Raw genomic sequence first — 23670 nt, 5'->3', positions numbered from 1 at the left:
GGCGCTGCTTGGATGTCGGGATGAGCGATCACCTTCCCGACGGTTACGAGATCTCCACCGACGCGGCCCGGCTGGACGTCGGGCTCGTCCACCGGTGGCTGTCCGAGGACGCGTACTGGGCCCTCGGGCGCAGCCGGCAGAAGCAGGAGGACGCCATCGCGCACTCCCTGAACTTCGGCCTCTACGACCAGGCCTCCGGGGCTCAGCTCGCGTACGCCCGGATCGTCACCGACCGGGCCACCTTCGCCTGGCTGTGCGACGTCTACGTCGATCCGGGCGCCCGCGGCAAGGGGCTCGGCGGGGCCCTCGTCGATGCGGTGTGCGCGCACCTGGAGCCGTACGGGCTGCGCCGGGTCATGCTCGCCACCGCCGACGCGCACGCCGTCTACGCCCGGTCCGGCTTCGAGCCCCTCGCCACACCGGAGAAGTGGATGGCCCTCGGGGAGCAGTAGCGGGGCCGGGGCGATCGCGTTCAGGCGGCCGGCGGCGGCCCGGGCGCGGTTCCTCGGCATCGGCCCGGCACCGCCACGGGCCCCACGGCATCCGGCGGATGCATCGCCCACCAGGACGGCGGACCGGGGAGACGGCCCTAGCGCCGGAAGCGGCCCACGAGCTCGGCGGCCGGGTGCGGGCCCACGGGCTCGGGGTGGCGGGGCAGGTGGTGGGCGAAGGAGCCGTACCAGGAACGCGAGACCGCGTACCCGAAGGCCAGGCAGACCATGCCGCCCACGGCGTCGAGCCAGAAGTGGTTGGCCGTGGCGACGATGACGACGAGGGTCGCCGTCGGGTAGAGCAGGCCCAGGATCCGGGCCCAGGGGGCAGAGGCGACCGCGAAGATCGTCAGGCCGCACCAGAGCGACCACCCTATGTGCATGGACGGCATCGCAGCGTACTGGTTCGACATCTGCTTGAGGTTGCCGGAGGCCATCGAGCCCCAGGTGTGGTGGACCAGCACGGTGTCGATGAAGTTCTGCCCGTTCATCAGCCGGGGCGGTGCGAGCGGGTAGCAGTAGTAGCCGACCAGGGCGACGCCGGTGGTGGCGAAGAGGACCATGCGCGTGGCGGCGTACCGCCCCGGATGGAACCGGTAGATCCAGACCAGCACGCCGATCGTCACGATGAAGTGGAGCGTGGCGTAGTAGTAGTTCATGCCCACGATCAGCCACGTCACGGAGTTGACCGCGTGGTTGACCGACTGCTCGACGGCGATGCCGAGGGTCCGCTCCGCGCTCCAGATCCAGTCCGCGTTGGCGAGGGCGGCCGCCTTCTGCTCGGGCACCGCGTTGCGGATCAGCGAGTACGTCCAGTAGCTGATCGCGATGAGCAGGACCTCGAACCAGATGCGCGGCCGTCGAGGGGCACGCAACCGGGAGAGCAGGGTGCGCTCGGACCCCGGACGGGTCTCGGTCTCAGCCACGGTGGGTGATGAGACATCCGTCCGGGTTTCCAGTGTCTTCACGCTCGATTCACCCATGGGGAGAGAGTCTGCCAGATGCGTTCTCGCCTCCGATCATCCCTCGGGACGGTCTTCGGCGCCTCCGGTCCGCCTTGGGTACGACACGGGCCCGCAGACCATCCCGGTCCCGGCTACTCCCCCACCTTCCCGGCGATGATCTGCTGCCCCCGGGTGGCGTCGACGACGATGGGCACGCCGTCCGGGAGCTGCCCTTCGAGGTCCGCGAGGAGGTCCTCGATCGGCGGGAGGTCACCGGGGCTGCGCACGTGCACGTAGAAGGTCCTGGACTGCGCGTCGACGCCGGTGACGGCGGCGCCGGGACTCTTCGAGAGCCAGCTCTCCGCCGCGCTCCAGGTCCGGGCGGTCCACGCGTTCAGCAGGACCGCGGTCACCGTGTTGGCCGCCAGCGGGAGGGCGACCGCGGTGAACAGCAGCCCGAGCATCACGTAGGCGCGGCGGGAAGCCCCGGCCCGCTCCGGGTGTCCGGCGGCCCGGCTGTACCCGAGGGCGGCGAAGACCACCATGCCCGCGAAGACCATGGCGAGGAGGTTGGACACGAAGAGCACCAGCGCGCCCAGGGCCAGCCACCACGAGGTCTGGCCGGCGCACACGCCCGTCACCACGAGCGGCGGTACCAGGGAGATCGCGATCGCGACGCCCGGCAGGACCGCGGCGACGTCCTTGCGGGACAGCGCCACGGCGCCGGCGAAGCCCGTGGCCAGAGCGGCGATCAGGTCGAGGAGCCCGGGGGAGGTCCGGCTGGAGATCTGACTGTCCGACAGCAGGTCGTAGGAGGCGGGCACCACCAGGGAGGCCGCCGCGCCGATCAGGAGCACCAGCAGGCCGCCGAGCGCCACGAAGGCGAGGGCCGTGGAGCGTCGGCGCTGCACGGCACCGAGGGCGATGCCCATGATCGGCGTGGAGAGCGGCGCGATGATCATCGCGCCGATGACGGTGGCGGTGGAGTTCGTCAGGATCCCGCAGGCGGCGATCACCGAGGACAGTGTGAGCATGGTCCAGAAGGCGGACTGCTTCGCCCGGCTGTCGCCCGACGACAGGTCGAGATCCTCCTGGAGGTCCTCCAGGGAACGTCGCTTGTGGTCGGGCAGGATCCTGTCGCGAAGGCGGCCTGGCAGGGGCATCTGCCCAGTATCGAGACCGGGATCGGCCCACCGCCGCAGGACACGTGCTTCCGGAGGCCTTACGGGGAGGCTCAGTCCCGGCGGCGCTGGCCGGGGCCCGAGGCCGTGGAGCCGCGCACGACCAGTTCGGGCAGGAAGACGAACTCGCTGTGCGGGGCCGGCGTGCCGCCGATCTCCTCCAGCAGGGTGCGGACGGCCGCCTGCCCCATGGCCTGCACGGGCTGGCGGATGGTGGTCAGCGGCGGGTCGGTGAACGCTATGAGCGGGGAGTCGTCGAAGCCGACCACCGACACGTCCTGCGGCACCCGCAGCCCCTGCTGCCGGGCCGCCCGGATCGCGCCGAGCGCCATCATGTCGCTCGCGCACACCACCGCCGTGCAGCCCCGCGAGATCAGCGCGGCCGCCGCGGCCTGGCCGCCCTCCAGCGAGTAGAGGGAGTGCTGGATCAGCTCCTCGACCTCGGCCTCGTCGAGCCCGAGCCGTTCCTTCATCCCGAGCCGGAAGCCCTCGATCTTGCGGAGGACCGGCACGAACCGCTTCGGCCCGACCGCGAGCCCGATCCTGGTGTGCCCGAGCGCGGTCAGGTGGGTGACGGCCAGCACCATCGCGGCCCGGTCGTCGGGGGAGACGAAGGGGGCCTGCACCTTGTCGGAGAACCCGTTGATCAGGACGTACGGGACGCCCTGCCCGCGGAGTTGGTCGTAGCGGCCCATGTCGGCCGTGGTGTCGGCGTGCAGGCCGGAGACGAAGATGATCCCGGAGACGCCGCGGTCGACCAGCATCTCGGTCAGCTCGTCCTCGGTGGACCCGCCGGGCGTCTGCGTGGCCAGCACCGGCGTGTACCCCTGCCGGGTCAGGGCCTGGCCGATGACCTGGGCGAGCGCCGGGAAGATCGGGTTGTCCAGTTCCGGAGTTATCAGACCGACGAGCCCCGCACTGCGCTGGCGCAGCTTCACGGGCCGCTCGTAGCCGAGTACGTCGAGGGCGGCCAGCACGGATTCACGGGTGCCTGCGGCCACACCGGGCTTGCCGTTGAGCACGCGGCTGACTGTGGCTTCGCTGACCCCCGCCTGGGCTGCGATGTCGGCTAGCCGTGCGGTCACGGGATTGGACTGTACCGGTCGGACGTTCACCATGACCACCACGTGCACGATTCCGGGGGGAGCCGGACGGTCCGCCCGTCCGTCTCCACCGGGGCGCTGGAGAGTACGGGACGTCCGGGCGCGGGAAGTTCCACCGGGTCGGGGCGGCTGTTGAGGGTGCAGGCGAAGCCGGGACGGGTGAAGAGGAGCACCCCCTCGGGGGCGGACTGCCAGCGCATCCCGCACGGGTACGGGCCTTCGGCCGACCCGTCCGGGCCGGTCCCCGCCTCCGTCCCGCTCTCCGTCGCGGCCCCTTCCGCGCTCCCCGTTCCCGCCTCGGGCGCACCCAGCCCCGGCATCGCCCGGCGCAGCTCCAGCGCGGCCCGGTAGAGCTCCAGCGTGGAGTGCGGGTCGCCGGTCTGGGCGGCGACGCTGAGGTCGCCCCAGCCGGCGGGCTGCGGGAGCCAGCTGCCGGCCGGCCCGAAGCCGTACGGGGCCTGCGCCCCGGACCAGGGCAGCGGCACCCGGCATCCGTCGCGCAGCCCGTCCTGCCCGGGAGCTTCCGGCCGGGTCGTGACATCGGGTTCGGACCCGCGCCCGCTCCCGGACGCGCCCCCGGGCCCGGACTCCGACCCGGTGGGGGTGGTGGTCTGCGGTCCGGAGGTGCCGGAGGCAGGGGGCCGGGCACCGTCGGCCTCCCGCTCCCACCCCGCCGGGCCGGCCGTGGCCCACTGCTGACGGCGCCCGCGGCGGAAGGCCGGGTCCTGGCGGGCCCGGTCCGGGAGGTCCGCCACTTCCGGGAGGCCGAGCTCCTCGCCCTGGTAGACGTACGCCGACCCGGGCAGGGCCAGCATCAGCAGCGCGGCCGCCCGGGCCCGGGCCAGGCCGCGGGCCCCGCCGCCGTACCGGGTCACATGGCGCACGACGTCGTGGTTGGACAGCACCCAGGTGGTCGGGGCGCCGACGGCGGTGGTGGCGGCCAGGGACTCGTCGATGACGGTGCGCATCGCGGCGGGGTCCCACGGGCAGTTGAGGAAGCGGAAATTGAAGGCCTGGTGCAGTTCGTCGGGGCGCACGTACAGGGCGAGCCGCTCGGAGGTCGGCGCCCAGGCCTCGGCGACCCCGATCCGCCCGCCCCCGTAGGAGTCGAGGAGGCGGCGCCAGGAACGGTGGATCTCGTGGACCCCGTCCTGGTCGAAGAAGGGGAGCGGCTCGGTGCCGATCAGGGTGGCCTGGGCGCCGCGGCCGATGTCCGGCAGGCCCGGGGCCTTGACCATGCCGTGGGCGACGTCGATGCGGAAGCCGTCGATGCCGAGGTCGAGCCAGAAGCGCAGGACGGAGGCGAATTCGGCGGCGACCTCGGGGTGGTCCCAGTCGAGGTCCGGCTGCTCGGGGGCGAAGAGGTGCAGGTACCAGTCGCCGTCCGGCACCCGGGTCCAGGCGGGGCCGCCGAAGATCGACTCCCAGTCGTTGGGCGGCAGCTCCCCGGCAGGCCCCCGTCCCGGGCGGAAGTGGTAGCGCTCGCGGGCTCCCGGCTCCCCGGCGAGGGCGGCGCGGAACCACGGGTGCTGCTCGGAGGTGTGGTTCGGCACCACGTCGACGATGACCCGGAGCCCCAGGGCGTGGGCGGCGCGGACCAGCTCGTCGGCGTCGGAGAGGTCCCCGAAGAGGGGGTCGACGGCCCGGTAGTCGGCGACGTCGTAGCCGCCGTCCGCCTGCGGGGAGACGTAGAAGGGGGTGAGCCACACGGCGTCGACCCCGAGCCGGGCGAGGTGGGGGAGGCGGGAGCGGACCCCGCGGAGGTCGCCGATCCCGTCTCCGTCGCTGTCGGCGAAGGAGCGCACGTACACCTGATAGATGACTGCATCGCGCCACCAGCCGCCACCGCTCGCGGTCGCGTTGCTGGAAGAGCTTGCAAGCTGGACGGCCGTCGAGTCGTGGGTCATATCGGGGTCAACGCGGGTACACGCCCCCTGGTTGCGGGCCCGGGCGGTCGAAGGTGACTCGAACTAACAGCAAGCTGCGGCAACCGTACGGACACACGGATGTAACGATCGCCTCCGCTTGCAGAAAGTTTGCGCAAGGCCTTTCGGTCCTCTTTCAGTCTTGTTACGTTCCTGGCAACTCGGGACCGCGAGGGCGCGGCCGGGATCATCGAAGGAGTTCATATGCGGCGTGGCATAGCGGCCACCGCGCTGGTCGCGACCCTGGCGCTCGCGGCAACGGCTTGCGGTGGGGACGACAAGGACGCAGCCGGCGAGGCCAAGGCAGGCGGCGAGCTTTCCGGCACGGTCACGTGGTGGGACACCTCGAACGACGCCGAGAAGGCCAGCTTCCAGAAGCTCGCCGAGGCGTTCACCGCCAAGCACCCGAAGGTGACCGTCAAGTACGTCAACGTCCCGTACGGCGACGCGCAGAACAAGGTCAAGAACGCCTTCAGCAGCGGCTCCGACGCGCCTGACGTGATCCGCGCCGACGTCGGCTGGGTCGCGGACTTCGCCTCGCTGGGCTACCTCGACGAGGTCCCGGCCGAGACGGCGAAGAAGGTCGACGCCGAGTTCCTCTCGCAGGCCGCGGCCAGCGGCAAGTACGAGGGCAAGACCTACGCCGTCCCGCAGGTCATCGACACCCTCGGCCTCTTCTACAACAAGAAGATGCTCGCCGACGCCGGCGTCCAGCCCCCCAAGACGCTGGAAGAGCTGAAGACGGCCGCCGCCGCCATCAAGGCGAAGAGCGGCAAGGCCGGCCTCTACCTGCGCGGCGACGACGCCTACTGGTTCCTCCCGCTGATCTACGGCGAGGGCGGCGACCTGGTCGACGCGAAGAACAAGACGGTCACGGTCGACAACGAGGCCGGCGTCAAGGCCTTCAAGACCGCTCGTGACCTGGTCACCTCGGGCGCGGCGGTCACCAACGCCACCGACGGCTGGACCAACATGCAGACGGCCTTCAAGTCCGGCGAGGCCGCCATGATGATCAACGGTCCGTGGGCCGTCGCGGACACCTTCGCCGGTGACCAGTTCAAGGACAAGGCCAACCTCGGCGTCGCCGCAGTCCCGGCCGGCTCCGTCAAGGCCGGTGCTCCGCAGGGCGGCCACGACCTCGCCGTCTACGCCGGTTCCAAGAACACCGCCGCGGCGCACGCCTTCGTCGAGTACATGACCTCGCAGGAGGTCCAGGTGCAGTCGGCCAAGGACCTCAGCCTGCTCCCGACCCGTACCGCCGCCTACGACCAGGCGGACGTCAAGAGCAGCGAGATGGTCCAGTTCTTCAAGCCGGCCGTGGACAAGGCCGTCGAGCGCGCCTGGATCCCGGAGAACGGCTCCCTCTTCGAGCCGCTGAAGGTCGAATACACCAAGGCGATCACCGGGGCGTCGAGCCCGGAGGACGCGGCCAAGGCGGCCGGCGTCGAGTTCCGCAAGATCCTCAAGGGCTGGAAGTAACGAAACCATGGCTGCCGACACCAGCCAGTCGGTGGCGAAGGCCGCGGGCGACGACGTCGAGAACGACGTCGCCGCCCGCGGCCGGAGCCGCAGGACTGACAGCGACCCCACTGACCGTGGCGGCAAAGGCGCGTCCGGACTCCGGCGCGCCCTCGCCACGCACTGGTACGCCTGGGCCATGGTCGCCCCGGTGGTGCTCGTCCTCGGCGTGATCATCGGCTGGCCGTTGGTCCGGGGCATCTACCTGTCCCTGACCGACGCCAACGAGCGCAACGTCTCGCGCACCATCGGCGTCCGGCACATCGAGGCCACCTACGAGTTCGTCGGACTCGACAACTACGTGGCCGTGCTCGGCGACCCGGTGTTCCTGCAGCGACTGGTGTGGACGGTGATGTGGACCGTCGCGTGCGTGTCCATCACCTTCACGCTCGGCCTGGCCCTGGCCAACATGCTCAACCGGGACTTCCGCGGCCGCGCCGCCTACCGGATGGCGCTCATCCTGCCTTGGGCCGTCCCCGGCTTCGTCTCCGTCTTCGCCTGGCGGTTCCTCTTCAACCGCGACAACGGCATCCTCAACAAGATCCTCGACGGTGGCGGCATCGCCGCGATCCCGTGGCTCGACGACCCGACCTGGGCCAAGTTCTCGGTCGTCGCCGTCAACGTCTGGCTCGGCGTCCCCTTCATGATGGTCGCCCTGCTCGGCGGCCTCCAGTCGATCCCCGGCGAGCTCTACGAAGCCGCCGAGATGGACGGCGCCAGCGCCTGGCAACGGTTCCGGCACATCACCCTGCCCGGGCTGCGCGCGGTGAGCATGACGGTGATCCTGCTCTCCACCATCTGGACCTTCAACATGTTCCCGGTGATCTTCCTGCTCACGCGGGGCGGACCGGGCGACTCCACCGAGATCCTGGTGACCCAGGCCTTCCGCGAGGCGTTCGTGTCGAGCCCGCGCGACTTCGCCGGCTCGGCCACCTGGGGCGTCCTGATCCTCGCCCTGCTCATGATCTTCGCGCTGGTCTACCGGCGCTCGCTGCGCAAGCAGGGAGAGGTGTGGTGACCATGTCCACTGCGAACACCGCCGCTACGACCACCGCGGACAAGGCGACCGCCGGCAAGCAAACGGCCGGCAAGGCAACGGCCGGCAAGTCGACCACCCGTGCCCGGGGCAGCCGTTCCCCGCTCGCCTCCGTCGGCCTGCACGCCACCCTCGTCGTGGCGTCCGTGATCGCCGTCTTCCCGGTGCTGTGGATCGTGCTGACCTCGCTCAAGCCGGCCAAGCACGCGATCACCACGGACTTCGTCAAGGAACCGACCCTCGGCAACTACACGTACCTGCTGGAGCAGAGCCACTTCCTCAGCTGGTTCGCCAACTCCGTCCTGGTCGCCGGCGTCACCACCGTCCTCGGTGTCTTCATCGCCGCCACCACCGGATATGCGGTCAGCCGCTTCAAGTTCCCCGGCATGCGGCCCCTGATGTGGACCCTGCTCATCACGCAGATGTTCCCGATGGCCATCCTCATCGTGCCGCTGTACAACCTGATGGGCGACCTCGGCCTGCTCAACCAGCCGCTCGGCCTGATCATCACCTACCTCACCATCGCCGTGCCGTTCTGCGCCTGGATGATGAAGGGCTTCTTCGACACCATCCCGGTGGAGATCGACGAATCCGGCCGCGTCGACGGGCTCAACCCCTTCGGCACCTTCTGGCGCCTCATCCTGCCGCTCGCCAAGCCCGGCCTCGCCGTCACCGGCTTCTACGCCTTCATCACCGCCTGGGGCGAGGTCGCGTACGCCTCCGCCTTCATGGTCGGCGAGGAGAACCTCACCCTGGCCGGCGGACTGCAGACCTTCGTCACGCAGTACACCTCCAACTGGGGAGCCATGAGCGCCGCTTCGGTCCTCATCGCGATCCCCGCGGCGATCTTCTTCGTCTTCGCCCAGCGTCACCTCGTCGCCGGGATGACGGCAGGCGCCACCAAGGGCTGACCACCCGAGCCTGCCCCCTCTCACCCCCGGCCCGATCTCTCCAAGGACACCATGACCCAGCACCTCGCCGACGCACTCCCCACCTCCACCGGCACGCAGCCCGGCTGGTGGAGAGAAGCGGTGATCTACCAGGTCTATCCGCGCAGCTTCGCCGACTCCAACGGGGACGGCATGGGGGACCTCGAAGGCATCCGCAGCCGACTGCCCTACCTCAAGGAGCTGGGCGTCGACGCCGTCTGGCTCAGCCCCTTCTACGCCTCCCCGCAGGCCGACGCCGGCTACGACGTTGCCGACTACCGGGCCATCGACCCCATGTTCGGCACCCTGCACGACGCCGACGCCGTGATCCGCGAAGCCCACGAACTGGGCCTGCGCATCATCGTCGACCTCGTCCCGAACCACTGCTCCGACCAGCACGAATGGTTCAAGCAGGCACTGCGCGAAGGCCCCGGCACCCCGCTGCGCGAGCGCTTCCACTTCCGCCCCGGGCAGGGGGACTCCGGAGAGCTGCCGCCCAACGACTGGGAGTCGATCTTCGGTGGTCCGGCCTGGACCCGGGTCCCGGACGGCGAGTGGTACCTGCACCTCTTCGCCCCCGAGCAGCCCGACTTCAACTGGGAACACCCCGCCGTCCAGGACGAGTTCCGCTCCATCCTGCGGTTCTGGCTCGACCTCGGCGCCGACGGCTTCCGCATCGACGTCGCCCACGGCCTGGTCAAGGCCCCCGGCCTGCCCGACCTCGGCCGCGACGAGCAGCTCAAGCTGCTCGGTAACCAGGTGCTGCCCTTCTTCGACCAGGACGGCGTCCACGAGATCTACCGCTCCTGGCGCCTGGTCCTCGACGAGTACGCGGGCGACCGCATCGGCGTCGCCGAGGCCTGGACCCCCAGCGCCGACCGCACCGCCCTGTACCTGCGCCCCGACGAGCTGCACCAGGCCTTCAACTTCCACTACCTGAACACCGGCTGGGACGCCGAAGCGCTGCGCGCCACCATCGACGAGTCGCTCGACTCGATGCGGCCCGTCGGCGCCCCGACGACCTGGGTGCTCTCCAACCACGACGTCGTCCGCCACCGCACCCGCTTCGGCAGCCTGGAGCGGGCCCGGGCGGCCGCGCTGCTGATGCTGGCCCTGCCCGGGTCGGCGTACGTCTACCAGGGCGAGGAGCTCGGCCTCCCGGAGGTGGTGGACCTCCCGGACGAGGTGCGCCAGGACCCCTCCTTCTTCAAGGCGAACGGCCAGGACGGTCTCCGCGACGGCTGCCGCGTACCGATTCCGTGGAGCGGCGACCAGGCCCCGTACGGCTTCGGGACCGGCGGCAGCTGGCTGCCGCAGCCCGCGGAATGGGCCGGGCTGAGTGTGGAGGCGCAGACCGGCGACCCCGACTCCACCCTGGAGCTCTACCGCTCCGCGCTGCGGGTGCGGCGCGAGCACCCGGCGCTGGGTGCGGGCGACGCCGTCGAGTGGCTGCCCGCCCCGGCCGGTGTACTGGCCTTCCGGCGCGGCGACTTCGTCTGCACCGTGAACACCACCGACGAGCCGGTACGGCTGCCCGCACCGGGCACCGTCGTGCTCGCGAGCGGTGAACTCGGCGAGCCCGACGTCCTTCCGGCGGACTGCACGGTGTGGTGGCAGGGGTGACTTCCCCGCTCAGGCTGACGGACATCGCCGCGCAGGCCGAGGTCAGCGAGGCGACCGTCAGCCGTGTGCTCAACGGCAAACCGGGCGTGGCGGCCGGCACCCGGCACAAGGTGCTGGCCGCGCTCGACCTGCTCGGCTACGAGCGGCCCGTACGGCTCAAACGCCGCAGCAACGGGCTGGTCGGGCTGCTCATCCCGGAGCTCACCAACCCGATCTTCCCGGCGTTCGCGCAGGTCATAGAGCAGGCGCTGGCCGGGCACGGGTACACGCCGGTGCTGTGCACGCAGACCCCGGGCGGGGCCACCGAGGACGAACTGGTGGAACAGTTGGAGGAGCGCGGGGTCACCGGGATCGTCTTCCTGTCGGGCCTGCACGCCGACGCCCACGCGGACCCCGCGCGCTACCAGAGACTGGCGGCGCGCGGGGTGCCGTTCGTTCTGATCAACGGCTTCAACGAGCAGGTGAACGCGCCGTTCATCTCCCCGGACGACCGGGCGGCGGCCGACATGGCCGTACGGCACCTCCAGGACCTGGGGCACCGCCGGATCGGACTCGCGATCGGGCCGACGCGGTACGTACCGTCGGCCCGCAAGGAGCAGGGATTCCTCACCGCCCTGCCCGCGGCCGAGGAGGACGGGCTGATCCAGCGCACGCTCTTCACGGTGGAGGGCGGGCACGCCGCGGGCATGGCCCTGCTGGACCGCGGCTGCACTGGCATCGTGTGCGGCAGCGACCCGATGGCGCTCGGCGTCATCCGCGCGGCGCGCGAGCGCGGGCTGCGGGTGCCGCAGGACGTGTCGGTGGTCGGCTTCGACGACTCCCCGCTGATCGCGTTCACGGACCCGCCGCTGACGACGGTCCGCCAGCCGGTACGCGCGATGGCGACGGCGGCGGTGGGCGCCCTCCTGGAGGCGGTGTCGGGCACCCCGGTCCAGCGCACGGAGTACGTCTTCCAGCCGGAACTGGTGGTCCGCGGCTCGACGGCGGAGGCGCCGTAGGCTTCGGCGGGCGGGATGACCGGTCCCTCGGCACCCCGCTCGCGAGCGGGCGTTGCCCGGCCCGGTCCGCCCGGCTCCTGCCCGCCGCAGCCGCCCCCGGTCTCCGCTAATCCCGCCTGAGGGTCCACCTCGTGCCGTCCGGGCCCCTGAGGTCGAGGATCGGGGCGGCCACTGTGCCGCCCGCTATGTGGAGCATGACGCTGTTGGTGCCGGGGAGGCACGCGGTGGTCGCCGTGTCCTGGTGCAGCCGGGCTTTGACCGAGGTCGTCACCGCCGGGTTGTCCAGAGTCCAGGAGCCCTCCTCCGAGCACCCTTCCCGCTGCAGGGTGTACTGCCCGTCTCCAAGCCGGCTGTCGGTCAGGGTGAGGGTGAGGTCGTGCCGATCGGCGGTCCAGGTTCCGGCGAAGTCCACGTCCTCCATCCCCCCGCCCATGGACAGCGAGGCCACCAGTGCGACAGCGGCCAGGGCCGTCGCGGCCTTCCCGATGTCACCGCCGGGCGTGGCGCCTGCTCCGGCGTCCCCTTCCGGCGCGTGCCGGGACGCACGTCGGAGGCTCACGACGGCGCCTGCGGGAATCGCGAGCAGTGCTACGGCGCACCCGGTGAACCAGTCCCCCATCCCCGACTCCATCAGCATCACCAGGACCGCCAGCAGGGCAATCGTGGAAGCGGCCGCCCACCAGGCCGGACCGGATCGCCGGTGCGCCAGTGCGAGTACGAGGGCTATGAGCGACCCGCACCCGGCGATGAGCAGTACGCACATGGCGAGCAGGCCGCTGGAGTGGTCGGGTCTCAGGCCGGTGGGTTCGGCGAGCCCGAATCCCACCAGCAGCCCCACCGCCTCGATGCCGAGCGCCCAGCACAGCGCGATGTCCGGCCGGCGTTGTGTCCCACCCATGTGACCCCCTGGTTTGAACGAGTTCAATTGTCGAGGGTGCAGGCTACCCGAGTGTCCGCGGCAGATCGGTGCCTCAGTGGCCGTGGCCCCCGTGGCCCCCGTGGCCGCCGTCGTCGCCCGGCGCGGGGACGGCGGCCACGGGGTCGACGATCGTGAACGGGCGCATCAGGTCGTCGTCCTCGTGTTCCAGCAGGTGGCAGTGGTGGACGTAGGTCGCCGGGAGTTCGGTTCCGCTGTTCGGGATCGACGCGATCGGCTCCGTCGGCGGGCTCCACGGATCGGTGATGATCCTGGTCACCGTCTCCGGATAGGACTTGAACGTGTCCTTGTAGGACAGCGCCTCGTCCGGGTCCGGTGGAATGGGTGGGCCGGTGAAGTAGTTCGCCAGCACCGGCTTGTCCGCCGCCTTGCGGCCACCGTCGATCCACTTCTCGTAATCCGCCTGGTAGGCGGCCGCGTCGATCGGCTGCCTGTTCAGCACCTGGAAGTTGACGAGGTGGACGTGCATCGGGTGGGCGTCGTGGTTGGGGTTGACGTACTCCCAGATCTCCTTCTCGCCCGCCTTGATGAAGTCCTGGGACGGCTCCATGAAGGGCACCGCGTTGAACGTCATGGTGCTGAAGAGCTTGTGCTGGTAGACGACCCATTCCCGCCGGTGGATCCGCGGTTCCGGTTCGTTGGGCACGACCGCCGGCAGTTTCAGCTTCCTCGGCGGCGTCGTCCTGTCCGCGCCGGACAGCGGCTTGGTGACCTGGAACTGCATGACCTCCGAGATTTCCGGCCCCTGGCCGGGCACGCCGGGGTAGTGCACCGGCGCGTGGTAGTTCGTGAGAGTGACCTTCGAGCCCATGGGCAGCTGACCGAAGTCGACGATCAGGTCGTACCGTTCGGCCGGCCCGATCAGGAAATTCAGCATGTGCAGCGGAGCACGGAATCCGCCGTCGGTGCCGATCAGCCAGAAGGGAAGATTGGGCTGGAGCACCACGTCCCGGGGCGGGTCGAACCTCAGCCGCCAGAAACGCTCGTTCGAGGCGTTGAGGATGCGCAGCCGGTAGCGCCGCGGCTCCACGGCCAGGAAGGGGTACGCCTTGCCGTTGACGACCGGGGTGTCCTCGCCCTCCTGCTGGGTCATCGTGTAGGCGAGTCTGCCGTCCGGATGGAAGGTCCGGTCCTGCAGGATGAGGGGGACCTCGTACTCGCCCTGCGGCAGCCCGAGCCGCTCGTCGGCGGGGTCGCGGATGAGGTACAGGCCGGCCAGGCCCGCATAGACGTTGACGCTGGTCATCCCCATGCCGTGGTCGTGGTACCAGAGCATGGACGCGCGCTCGTGGTTGGTGTACGCGCAGATGGCCTCGTTGCGCTTGACGCGGTCCGGTTCCAGGGTCGTGTAGGACTCGGCGTGGATGCCGTCCGGGCTGAACGAGTGCAGCGGCATGCCGTCGGACTGCGGTGGTGTGAAACCGCCGTGCTGGTGCACGACGTTCCACACGTTGACGTTCTCGGGAAAGGGCGGTTCGCTCGTGTAGGGAGGCGGAGCGATCGGGGCGAGCTGGGGGTCCCCGCTGCGAATCGCGTCGATCACGAACTGGAACAGGTGCGTGGTCGGCAGCTCGTTCCGGTACTTGATGACCGTCGGCTGGTCCTTGATCACGCTGATGGTCGGCCCGAGATAGCCCATGCCGATCGGCTCGTGGCGATCGCGCGGATTTCCGGCCCAGTAGCCCCACACGTCGGCCGGCCCGAGATCCCGGTGGAAGCGCCAGGTGCCGGGCCTCATCGTCAGCTCGTAGTAGTCGGCCCCCGGATAGGCGGACGTGTCCGCGACGGCCGTCTCCGGCGTGGGCAGCGCGTCGACGAACTTCTCCAGCGGAGGGGTCTTGGGCACCGGGGCGTCGTCGGGCCCCGGTGTGTGGCCGTGGTGATGGCCGGGACCGGGGTCCGCGTACGCCTGTGCTCCGGGACCGCTCCCCGAGAGCACGGCCGCACCCCCGGCGGCACCGGCCATGAGGAAATTCCTTCGCCCGACCATTCATCTCCAGCTTTCCGTCGACGCCGCGTGTCACTGAAGGCATACCGCGCTGGTTCCGGGGCGCTGTCGCAGCGCGCCGATTCCATTCGAGAAAGGCTCGTTGAGCCGATTCCGGCCGTAAATGGGCAGGAATTGAGATCGAGTTATTGTCGCCGGTCCCAAAATATCTCCCCCGGTGCGACCGAATGCTTTCCTTCCGTACGTACTCCGCCCGGTGGGATGCGGGTCCGCGGGTGAGGTCGGCCGCGGACCCGTCCGTCCGGCGGGAGCCCGTGCCCGGCTCGGCGAGGGTGCCGCGGCGGCGTCCTGGGCAGGTGAACTCGGCGCGCCGGGGCCGGAGTCCAGAGGGGGCCCGGCCGGCAGGACACGCGTCGGAAACAATTCTGCAATCTCTTGCGCAAACTCTTGCAGGGCTCCTACCTGGCCCCTACGGTCGCTCCAATCCCCCCACGTCTTCCGCCAGGAGGCCCCCCGCATGCCTGCCAGAGCCGTCAGAGCTGCAACCTTTTGCGCCACCACCGCACTCGCCGCCGCCGCGCTCACCGCCGTCGGGCCGCAGGCCGCCGCCGCGCCGCCCGGTGAGAAGGACGTCACCGCCGTCCTGTTCGAGTGGCGCTTCGACTCCGTCGCCAAGGCCTGCACCGAGTCCCTGGGGCCCGCCGGGTACGGGTACGTGCAGGTCTCGCCTCCCCAGGAGCACGTCCAGGGCGGGCAGTGGTGGACCTCGTACCAGCCCGTCAGCTACCGGATCGCCGGCCGGCTCGGCGACCGGGCCGCCTTCAAGGCCATGGCCGATACCTGTCACGCCGCCGGGGTGAAGGTCGTCGTCGACTCCGTCATCAACCACATGGCCGGCCCCGCGGACCCGGGCGCCACCCACACCGGGACCGGGGGGTCTTCGTACACGAAGTACGGCTACCCCGGGCTCTACTCGGGCGCCGACATGGACGACTGCCGCGCGACGATCTCCAACTACCAGGACCGGGGCAACATCCAGAACTGCGAGCTCGTGCAGCTCGCCGACCTGGACACCGGTGAGGACTACGTGCGCGGGCGCATCGCCGGGTACCTGAACGACCTGCTGTCGCTCGGCGTGGACGGCTTCCGGATCGACGCCGCCAAGCACATGCCCGCCGCCGACCTCGCCAACATCAAGTCCCGGCTGACCAACCCGGGCGTCTACTGGAAGCAGGAGGCGATATACGGGGCCGGCGAGGCCGTCTCACCCGGCGAGTACCTCGGGAACGGGGACGTGCAGGAGTTCCGCTACGCCCGGGACCTCAAGCGGGTCTTCCAGAACGAGAACCTCGCCCACCTGAAGAACTTCGGTGAGGCCTGGGGGTACATGGCGAGCGGGCAGGCCGGGGTCTTCGTCGACAACCACGACACCGAGCGCGGTGGTGACACCCTCAGCTACAAGGACGGTTCCGCCTACACGCTCGCCAGTGTGTTCGCGCTGGCCTGGCCCTACGGTTCCCCCGATGTGCACTCCGGCTACGAGTGGACCGACAAGGACGCCGGACCGCCCAACGGGGGCTCCGTGAGTGCCTGCTACGCGGACGGATGGAAGTGCCAGCACGCCTGGCGGGAGATCTCCTCCATGGTCGCCCTCCGGAACGCGGCCCGCGGCCAGGGGGTCACGAACTGGTGGGACAACGGCGGCGACCAGATCGCCTTCGGACGCGGCACCAAGGCGTACGTGGCGATCAACCACGAGGGTTCCGCCCTCACCCGGACCTTCCAGAGCTCCCTCCCCGGCGGCGACTACTGCGACGTGCAGAGCGGGCGGACCGTCACGGTCGGCTCGGGCGGGCAGTTCACGGCCACGCTTGCCGCGGGGACGGCTCTCGCCCTGCACACCGGAGCCCGTACCTGCTCCGGTACCCCGGCGGGGTCCGCAGGGGCCGCCTTCGGCGTCAACGCCACCACCGTTCCCGGACAGAACATCTACGTCACCGGTGACCGCGCCGAACTCGGCGGCTGGAACACCGGTGGCGCCCTGAAGCTCGACCCGGCGGCCTATCCCGTCTGGAAGCTCGACGTGACCATTCCGGCCGGCACCGCGTTCTCGTACAAGTACCTCCGCAAGGACGCCGCCGGAAACGTCACGTGGGAGAGCGGAGCCAACCGCACCGCCACTGTGCCCGCGAGCGGCAAGGTGACGCTGACCGACACCTGGCGCAGCTGAGCCGCCGCTCCACCGACCAGGGCCGCCCGGCACCATCATCCCCGCCACGCCGGGCGGCCCTCATCCATGCGACACGTACACAAGGAGACCTGCCTTGATACGCCCTGCCGCAGGAGTGCTCGCCGCCGCCCTGGCCGTGACGCTCCTGCCCGCCCTTCCCGCCGCGGCCGCCACGACCGGGCCGCCCGCCCCGCCCTCCGACGCGAAACTGGCCGCCGAACCGGCCCGGCACGACCTGACCCGGGAGCAGTTCTACTTCGTGCTCCCGGACCGGTTCGCGAACGGCGACCCGCGCAACGACCGGGGCGGGCTGACCGGCTCGCGTCTGGAGACCGGCCTGGACCCCACGGACAAGGGCTTCTACCAGGGCGGCGACCTCAAGGGGCTCACCGACCGGCTCGACTACATCAAGGGGCTCGGCACCACGGCCATCTGGCTGGCGCCGATCTTCAAGAACCAGCCGGTGCAGGGCAAGGGGGCGGACGTCTCCGCCGGCTACCACGGCTACTGGATCACCGACTTCACGCAGGTCGACCCGCATTTCGGTACCAACGCCGATCTGGAGCGGCTGATCGACAAGGCGCACGGGAAGGGGATGAAGGTCTTCTTCGACGTCATCACCAACCACACCGCCGATGTCGTGGACTACCGCGAGGCGTCGTACTCGTACCTGTCGAAGGGAGCCTTCCCCTATCTGACGAAGGACGGCGTGCCGTTCGAGGACAAGACTGTTTCTGAATCAAAGGCGGCCGCCGACGGGAAGGCGAAGTTCCCGAAGGTGGACGGCGAGTCCTTCCCGAGGACGCCCTTCGTGCCCGACGCGAAGAAGAACCTCAAGGTGCCGGGCTGGCTCAACGACCCGACGATGTACCACAACCGCGGGGACTCGACCTTCGCGGGCGAGTCCTCCGACCAGGGTGACTTCTTCGGCCTCGACGACCTGTGGACGGAGCGTCCCGAGGTGGTCAGCGGGATGGAGAAGATCTACGAGAAGTGGGTCCGGGACTTCCGGATAGACGGCTTCCGGATCGACACCGTCAAGCACGTCGACACCGAGTTCTGGACGCAGTGGGCGACGGCCCTCGACACCTACGCGGCGAAGCGCGGCCGCGACGACTTCTTCATGTTCGGCGAGGTCTATTCCGCCGACACCGCCGTCACCTCTCCGTACGTGACGCGCGGGAAGCTCGACGCCACCCTCGACTTCCCGCTCCAGGACGCGATCCGCGCATACGCCTCCCAGGGCGCGGGAGCCGGCCGGCTGGCCTCCGTACTGGGTGACGACTACCGGTACACCTCGGGGAAGGCCAACGCCTACGAGCAGGTGACCTTCCTCGGCAACCACGACATGGGCCGCTTCGCGACCTTCCTGAAGCAGGACCGGCCGGAGGCGGGGGAGCAGGAGCTGCTGGACCGCTTCCGGCTGGCCAACGAGCTGATGTTCTTCTCCCGGGGCAACCCGGTGATCTACTCCGGTGACGAGCAGGGCTTCACGGGTGCGGGCGGCGACAAGGACGCCCGCCAGCCGCTGTTCGCCTCGCAGGTCGCCGATTACCTGGACGACGACCAGCTCGGAACGGTGCGCACGCATGCGAGCGATGCCTACGATCCGGGACACCCGCTCTACGCGCAGATCAGTGCTCTCTCGAAGCTGACGAAGGCGCACCCGGCCCTCCGGGACGGCGTGCAGAGTGAACGTTTCTCCGACGGCTCCGTCTACGCCTTCGCCCGCACCGACACCAAGACCCGCACCGAATACCTGGTCGCCGCCAACAACGGCGCCGCATCCCGCACCGTCGAGATCGACGCCCCGGCCGGCGCCCAGTACCGCACCCTCCACGGCGGCACCGCGCTGATCCGCGCCTCGGCGGCCGGCAGGCTCACCGTGCCCGTCCCCGCCCTCGGCTCCGTCGTCCTCCAGGCCGTGACCCCCGCCGCCAAGCCCGCCGCCGAGCCCGCCCTGACGCTGAAGGCCCCCGCCCCCGGTGCCACCGGCACCGTGGACATCACGGCAGAGGTGTCCGGCGGCGGCCTGAACCGGGTCGTCTTCGCCGCCCAGACCGGCAACGCCAAGTGGGAGGTCCTCGGCACCGCCGACCACGCCCCCTACAAGGTCACCCAGCACGTCGACGCCAAGACCCCGGCCGGCACGGCCCTGCGCTACAAGGCCGTCGTCGTCGACTCCGCCGGCCGCACCGCGAGCGCCCTCGCCGAGTCCGCCGCCGGCCAGGCCCCGCCCGCCGAGATCCCCACCGCCACCCAGCGCGACTACGCGGTCGTCCACTACAACCGCCCCGACGGCGACTACACGAACTGGCGCCTCTACGCCTGGGGCGACCTCGCCGAGGGAGAGGCCACTCCCTGGCCCGCCGGACACGACTTCACCGGCCGCGACGCCTACGGCGCCTTCGCGTACGTCAAGCTCAAGCCCGGCGCCTCCTCCGTCGGCTACCTCGTCATCGACAAGGACGGCACCAAGGACGTTGCCGCCGACCGCACCATCGACGTGACGAAGACCGGCGAGATCTGGCTGGAGCAGGGCAAGGAGCCTGCCCGCACCGACCGTCCCGCCTACCCGCCGCAGGACACGGCGAAGGCCGTCCTGCACTACCAGCGCCCCGACGGCGCCTACGACGGCTGGGGCCTGCACGTCTGGACCGGAGCCGCGACCCCCACCGACTGGTCCAAGCCGCTGCTCCCCACCCGCACCGACGCCTACGGCGCGGTCTACGAGGTTCCGCTCGCGGCCGGCGCCACCAGCCTCAGCTACATCCTCCACAAGGGCGACGAGAAGGACCTGCCCACCGACCAGTCCCTGGACCTCAAGGCCACCGGTCACGAGGTGTGGATGCTGGGCGGCCGGGAGCAGTACCTCCTGCCGCAGCCCGCCGGATCCGCCGCCGCCCTGGACCTCACCAAGTCCCAGGCCGTCTGGATCGACCGCGACACCCTCGCCTGGAACGCCCCCGCCGCAGCCGCCTCGGTACAGCTCCTCGCCTCCCGCGACGGCGCCGTCAAGGCCGAGAACGGCACCCTGACCGGCCGCGCCCAGTGGCTGCGCCTGGGAGCCCGTACCGAGCTGACCGCAGCCCAGAAGCAGAAGTTCCCGCACCTGGCCGCATACGGCGCCCACCCCGTCGACCCGCGCGACCGCGACCGGGTCCGCGAGGCCCTGCGCGGCCAGCTCGTCGCGAGCGCCCGCGCCGCGAACGGCGCGGTCCTCGCCGCCACCGGCGTACAGCTCGCCGGAGTCCTCGACGACCTGTACACGACCACCGCCTCCCTCGGCCCCGTCTTCAAGGACGGCCGCCCCACCCTCTCCGTCTGGGCCCCCACCGCCCAGCAGGTCTCCCTCGAACTCGACGGCCGCACCGTCGCCATGCGCCGCGACGACGCCACCGGCGTCTGGTCGGTGCGCGGCGAGCGCTCCTGGACCGGCAAGCCCTACCGCTACGACGTCACCGTCTGGGCCCCGAGCACCCGCCAGGTGGTCCGCAACCTCGTCACCGACCCCTACTCCACCGCGCTGACCGCGGACTCCGTCCACAGCCTGGTCGTCGACCTGGCCGACCCGAAGCTCGCCCCGCCCGGCTGGAAGACCCTGCGCAAGCCCGCGCCCGTCCCCTTCACCTCCGCGCAGATCCAGGAGCTGCACATCCGCGACTTCTCCGTGGCGGACCGCACCAGCACCCACCCCGGCCAGTACCTGGCCTTCACCGACACCGCCTCGGCGGGCGTGCGGCACCTGCGCGACCTGGCCGCCGCCGGGACCTCGTACGTCCACCTGCTCCCGGCCTTCGACATCGGCACCATCCCGGAGAAGGCCGCCGACCGCACCGAGCCCGCCTGCGACCTCAAGGTCTACGCCCCCGACTCGCAGGAGCAGCAGGCGTGCGTGGCCGCCGCGGCCGCGAAGGACGCGTACAACTGGGGCTACGACCCGCTGCACTACACCGTCCCCGAGGGCAGCTACGCCAGTGACCCCAACGGCACGGCCCGCACGGTCGAGTTCCGCAGGATGGTCCAGTCCCTCAACGGGTCCGGACTGCGCACGGTGATGGACGTGGTCTACAACCACACCGTCGCCGCGGGCCAGTCGGACAAGTCGGTCCTGGACCGCATCGTCCCCGGCTACTACCAGCGCCTGCTGGCCGACGGCAGCGTCGCCACCTCCACCTGCTGCGCCAACACCGCTCCCGAGAACGCCATGATGGGGCGCCTGGTCGTCGACTCGATCGTCACCTGGGCCAAGGAGTACAAGGTCGACGGCTTCCGCTTCGACCTCATGGGCCACCACCCGAAGGCCAACATCCTGGCCGTCCGCACGGCCCTCGACGCCCTGACCGTCGCCAAGGACGGCGTCGACGGCAAGAAGATCGTGCTCTACGGCGAGGGCTGGAACTTCGGCGAGATCGCCGACGACGCCCGCTTCGTGCAGGCCACGCAGAAGAACATGGCCGGTACCGGCATCGCCACCTTCTCCGACCGGGCCCGCGACGCCGTCCGCGGCGGCGGCCCCTTCGACGAGGACCCGCGCGTCCAGGGCTTCGCGTCCGGCCTGTTCACCAGCCCGAACGCCTCGCCCGCCAACGGCACCCCCGAGCAGCAGAAGGCCCGCCTCCTGCACGCCCAGGACCTGATCAAGGTCGGGCTCTCCGGCAACCTCGCCCCGTACACCTTCACCGACACCACCGGCCGCCGCATCAAGGGCTCCGAGCTGGACTACAACGGCGCCCCGGCCGGCTACGCGGCCGCCCCCGGCGACGCCCTCGCCTACGCCGACGCCCACGACAACGAGACGCTCGCCGACGCCCTGACCTACAAACTCCCGCCGGCCACCAGCAACGCGGACAAGGCCCGCATGCAGGTCCTGGCGATGGCCACGGCCACCCTCTCCCAGGGCCCGGCCCTCTCCCAGGCGGGCACCGACCTGCTCCGCTCCAAGTCCCTGGACCGCAACTCCTACGACAGCGGCGACTGGTTCAACGCCATCCACTGGGACTGCAGAGGAGGCAACGGCTTCGGCCGCGGCCTGCCCCCGGCCGCCGACAACGCCTCGAAGTGGCCCTACGCGAAGCCGCTCCTGACGGGACCGGCGCCCACCTGCACCGACATCGACGCCACCTCGGCCGCCTACCGCGACCTGCTGAGGATCCGCACCACCGAGCCCGACTTCGCCCTCACCACGGCCGAGGCCGTCCAGTCCCGGCTGGCCTTCCCCCTCTCGGGCAAGGACGAGACCCCGGGCGTGATCACCATGACCCTGGGCGACCTGGTGGTCGTCTTCAACGCGGCCCCCACCGCGCAGACCCAGCGCGTCCCGGCCCTCGCCGGCGCCGCCCACCGCCTGCACCCCGTGCAGGCCGCGGGCTCCGACGCCACCGTCAAGCAGTCCGCGTACGACGCGAAGACAGGAGAGTTCACCGTCCCCGCCCGCACCGTCTCGGTCTTCACACGGCGCTGAGCCGGTCCAGCCGCTTCTCCAGCAGGATCACCCCGTAGGTCCTGCCGTCCTTCCCCTGCTTGTTGGGGAGCTCCCCGACCACCCGGTAGCCCGCACCCCGGTAGTACGCGAGCAACCGGGGGTTGGTGGAGACGCAGTCCAGCCGCGCCCGTTCCCGACCGGTCCGGGCGGTCCGCCGCTCGGCATGTTCGAGCAGGCGCCGCCCGGCCCCGGCGGGGGCCACCTCGCGCGCCACCATCAACCGGTGCACGTAGCCCGCCACGGGCGGCTGGACCCCCCAGGCGTCCTCGTCGGACCACCACAACTCGTAGGCCCCGCACACGCGCCCGTCGGCGTCGGCGGCGAGCCACACCTCGCCCTCGCGCATCTTCGACCGGAAGTGCGCGGCGTCCTTGTCGCCGGGCTTCCACTGATCGATCCCGTGCTTGCGCATCCACCGGGCAGCCTGGTCGTACAGCTGCACCAGCGTGCCGGCGTCCTTCTCCACGGCCGGCCGGAACAGGATCTCGTCGTCAATGATCACGCGGGCATTATCGATGATCATGGGCGGCCGCCACACACCCGATCAACGCGGCTGCGCCACCTCGGCCGGCGCCTCGCCCGCCGCCTCCGCCGGTGCCTCGCCCGGCACCAGCGACACCAGCCGCCCGACCAGCTCCCCGAAGGGGCCGTCGGCGGGCTCGTCGGCCAGGATCCGTACGAGGATCCCCGCCATCTCCACGTCGTACGCGGCGCTCACCGCGGCCAGCGCCGCGAAGTCGTGCACCAGCTGCAACTCCAGCTCGCCCCGCGGGATCCGCCGACCGTCCAGCCAGATCAGCGCGGTGGACTCGGCGAGCGACACCCAGGACCGCACCACGAGCTCCAGCCGCGCGGGAACGTGCTCCAGCCCCAGCCCCAGGTGCGTGAGGATCTGCTCGTAGGCCGCCTGCCGGACCTCGCCGATCATCGCGTTCGTCCTGCTGCTGCCGACGGCCGGACCGCCGCGCATCAGCGCCGAGAAGCCCGGCCCGTGGTCGTCCACGAAATCGAAGAACCGCCCCATCACCCGCAGCAGCCGGGCCCCGAGCGGCCCTTCACGCGGCTCCACGAACCGCAGCGCCAGCTCGTCGGCGGCCCGCCGCAGCGCGGCCTCGTACAGGCTCAGCTTGCCCGGAAAGTAGTGGTAGACGAGCGGCCGGGATATCCCCGCGGCCGCCGCGATCTCGTCGATCGACACATCGTCGGGCGAGCGGTGGCTGAACAGCTCCAGGGCAACCCCGATCAGCTGCTGCCGCCGCTCCTCGACACCCATTCTGCGTCGCACCCCGGTTGTCATGCGGAACACCCTACTGGGGCGCGTT

Annotated in this window: 16 protein-coding genes; 8 read left to right on the top strand and 8 right to left on the bottom strand. The window is 70.8% G+C overall.

Annotation, left to right across the window (positions count from 1 at the left end; all coding sequences use genetic code 11):
• The first annotated feature begins 20 nt into the window (after window positions 1-20).
• Complete coding sequence (locus IE257_RS01610; protein ID WP_189963743.1) at window positions 21-452, top strand: GNAT family N-acetyltransferase; 432 nt, start codon at window positions 21-23, stop codon at window positions 450-452.
• Window positions 453-589: 137 nt separating this feature from the next.
• Here the strand turns inward: IE257_RS01610 and IE257_RS01605 are convergent, their stop codons facing one another.
• From IE257_RS01605 to IE257_RS01590, 4 genes are all read right to left on the bottom strand, one after another.
• Window positions 590-1474 (bottom strand): phosphatase PAP2 family protein, encoded by an 885-nt coding sequence (locus IE257_RS01605; protein ID WP_189963741.1) that lies wholly within the window; start codon window positions 1472-1474, stop codon window positions 590-592.
• 113 nt (window positions 1475-1587) lie between these two features.
• Window positions 1588-2598: a DUF389 domain-containing protein gene (locus tag IE257_RS01600; RefSeq protein WP_229920058.1), complete on the bottom strand. Its 1011-nt coding sequence runs from the start codon at window positions 2596-2598 to the stop codon at window positions 1588-1590.
• A gap of 71 nt (window positions 2599-2669) precedes the next feature.
• Entirely contained in the window at window positions 2670-3701 is a 1032-nt protein-coding gene (locus IE257_RS01595; protein ID WP_189963739.1) for a LacI family DNA-binding transcriptional regulator, read from the bottom strand.
• Window positions 3702-3727: 26 nt separating this feature from the next.
• Window positions 3728-5626 carry a glycoside hydrolase family 13 protein gene (locus IE257_RS01590; RefSeq protein ID WP_229920057.1) on the bottom strand — a complete coding sequence of 633 codons (1899 nt, stop codon included), beginning with the start codon at window positions 5624-5626 and terminating at the stop codon, window positions 3728-3730.
• Between the two features lie 222 nt (window positions 5627-5848).
• Here IE257_RS01590 and IE257_RS01585 point away from each other — a divergent pair, with 222 nt between their 5' ends.
• From IE257_RS01585 to IE257_RS01565, 5 genes are read left to right on the top strand one after another with little or no spacing between them, the layout of a single operon-like run.
• A complete protein-coding gene (locus tag IE257_RS01585) occupies window positions 5849-7123 on the top strand; it encodes an extracellular solute-binding protein (protein ID WP_189963737.1) in 1275 nt (424 codons plus the stop codon).
• Window positions 7124-7130: 7 nt separating this feature from the next.
• Complete coding sequence (locus IE257_RS01580; protein WP_189963735.1) at window positions 7131-8180, top strand: carbohydrate ABC transporter permease; 1050 nt, start codon at window positions 7131-7133, stop codon at window positions 8178-8180.
• A 2-nt stretch (window positions 8181-8182) separates the two neighbouring features.
• The gene (locus tag IE257_RS01575) at window positions 8183-9109 is read left to right on the top strand and encodes a sugar ABC transporter permease (protein ID WP_229920056.1); all 927 of its coding nucleotides are present in this window, start codon (window positions 8183-8185) and stop codon (window positions 9107-9109) included.
• Window positions 9110-9160: 51 nt separating this feature from the next.
• Entirely contained in the window at window positions 9161-10750 is a 1590-nt protein-coding gene (locus IE257_RS01570; protein ID WP_189963733.1) for a glycoside hydrolase family 13 protein, read from the top strand.
• Window positions 10735-11748, top strand: a complete 1014-nt coding sequence (locus tag IE257_RS01565) for a LacI family DNA-binding transcriptional regulator (RefSeq protein WP_189963731.1) — start codon at window positions 10735-10737, stop codon at window positions 11746-11748. Before IE257_RS01570 ends, IE257_RS01565 begins: the two co-directional genes overlap by 16 nt.
• Window positions 11749-11854: 106 nt before the next feature.
• Here IE257_RS01565 and IE257_RS01560 read toward each other — a convergent pair whose 3' ends face one another.
• Together IE257_RS01560 and IE257_RS01555 are read right to left on the bottom strand one after the other, a co-directional pair.
• Window positions 11855-12646 carry a hypothetical protein gene (locus tag IE257_RS01560; RefSeq protein ID WP_189963729.1) on the bottom strand — a complete coding sequence of 264 codons (792 nt, stop codon included), beginning with the start codon at window positions 12644-12646 and terminating at the stop codon, window positions 11855-11857.
• A gap of 73 nt (window positions 12647-12719) precedes the next feature.
• Window positions 12720-14651, bottom strand: a complete 1932-nt coding sequence (locus IE257_RS01555) for a multicopper oxidase family protein (RefSeq protein WP_189963727.1) — start codon at window positions 14649-14651, stop codon at window positions 12720-12722.
• A 499-nt stretch (window positions 14652-15150) separates the two neighbouring features.
• Between IE257_RS01555 and IE257_RS01550 the strand changes: the two genes are divergently transcribed.
• Window positions 15151-16863 carry a carbohydrate-binding module family 20 domain-containing protein gene (locus tag IE257_RS01550; RefSeq protein WP_189963725.1) on the top strand — a complete coding sequence of 571 codons (1713 nt, stop codon included), beginning with the start codon at window positions 15151-15153 and terminating at the stop codon, window positions 16861-16863.
• Between the two features lie 94 nt (window positions 16864-16957).
• Window positions 16958-22327 carry a pullulanase-type alpha-1,6-glucosidase gene (gene pulA / locus IE257_RS01545; RefSeq protein WP_229920054.1) on the top strand — a complete coding sequence of 1790 codons (5370 nt, stop codon included), beginning with the start codon at window positions 16958-16960 and terminating at the stop codon, window positions 22325-22327.
• On the opposite strand, the gene IE257_RS01540 is transcribed toward pulA, so the two are convergent.
• Window positions 22314-22850, bottom strand: a complete 537-nt coding sequence (locus IE257_RS01540) for a GNAT family N-acetyltransferase (RefSeq protein ID WP_052876246.1) — start codon at window positions 22848-22850, stop codon at window positions 22314-22316. The two genes, pulA and IE257_RS01540, sit on opposite strands and share 14 nt — an antisense overlap.
• 42 nt (window positions 22851-22892) lie before the next feature.
• On the bottom strand, window positions 22893-23645 hold the full coding sequence (locus IE257_RS01535) for a TetR/AcrR family transcriptional regulator (RefSeq protein WP_189963722.1): 753 nt from the start codon (window positions 23643-23645) through the stop codon (window positions 22893-22895).
• Window positions 23646-23670 lie beyond the last annotated feature (25 nt).

It is taken from the genome of Streptomyces avidinii, assembly GCF_014650695.1.
GTDB classification, from domain to species: domain Bacteria; phylum Actinomycetota; class Actinomycetes; order Streptomycetales; family Streptomycetaceae; genus Streptomyces; species Streptomyces avidinii.
This window is presented reverse-complemented; position numbering and strand designations above follow the sequence as displayed.

Excerpts from the sequence above, each read along its gene's own strand:
- IE257_RS01610 (WP_189963743.1), top strand. The coding sequence starts at position 21 with ATGAGCGATCACCTTCCCGACGGTTACGAGATCTCCACCGACGCGGCC.
- IE257_RS01605 (WP_189963741.1), bottom strand. The coding sequence starts at position 1,474 with ATGGGTGAATCGAGCGTGAAGACACTGGAAACCCGGACGGATGTCTCA.
- IE257_RS01600 (WP_229920058.1), bottom strand. The coding sequence starts at position 2,598 with ATGCCCCTGCCAGGCCGCCTTCGCGACAGGATCCTGCCCGACCACAAG.
- IE257_RS01590 (WP_229920057.1), bottom strand. The coding sequence starts at position 5,626 with ATGACCCACGACTCGACGGCCGTCCAGCTTGCAAGCTCTTCCAGCAAC.
- IE257_RS01585 (WP_189963737.1), top strand. The coding sequence starts at position 5,849 with ATGCGGCGTGGCATAGCGGCCACCGCGCTGGTCGCGACCCTGGCGCTC.
- IE257_RS01580 (WP_189963735.1), top strand. The coding sequence starts at position 7,131 with ATGGCTGCCGACACCAGCCAGTCGGTGGCGAAGGCCGCGGGCGACGAC.
- IE257_RS01575 (WP_229920056.1), top strand. The coding sequence starts at position 8,183 with ATGTCCACTGCGAACACCGCCGCTACGACCACCGCGGACAAGGCGACC.
- IE257_RS01570 (WP_189963733.1), top strand. The coding sequence starts at position 9,161 with ATGACCCAGCACCTCGCCGACGCACTCCCCACCTCCACCGGCACGCAG.
- IE257_RS01560 (WP_189963729.1), bottom strand. The coding sequence starts at position 12,646 with ATGGGTGGGACACAACGCCGGCCGGACATCGCGCTGTGCTGGGCGCTC.
- IE257_RS01555 (WP_189963727.1), bottom strand. The coding sequence starts at position 14,651 with ATGGCCGGTGCCGCCGGGGGTGCGGCCGTGCTCTCGGGGAGCGGTCCC.
- IE257_RS01550 (WP_189963725.1), top strand. The coding sequence starts at position 15,151 with ATGCCTGCCAGAGCCGTCAGAGCTGCAACCTTTTGCGCCACCACCGCA.
- IE257_RS01535 (WP_189963722.1), bottom strand. The coding sequence starts at position 23,645 with ATGACAACCGGGGTGCGACGCAGAATGGGTGTCGAGGAGCGGCGGCAG.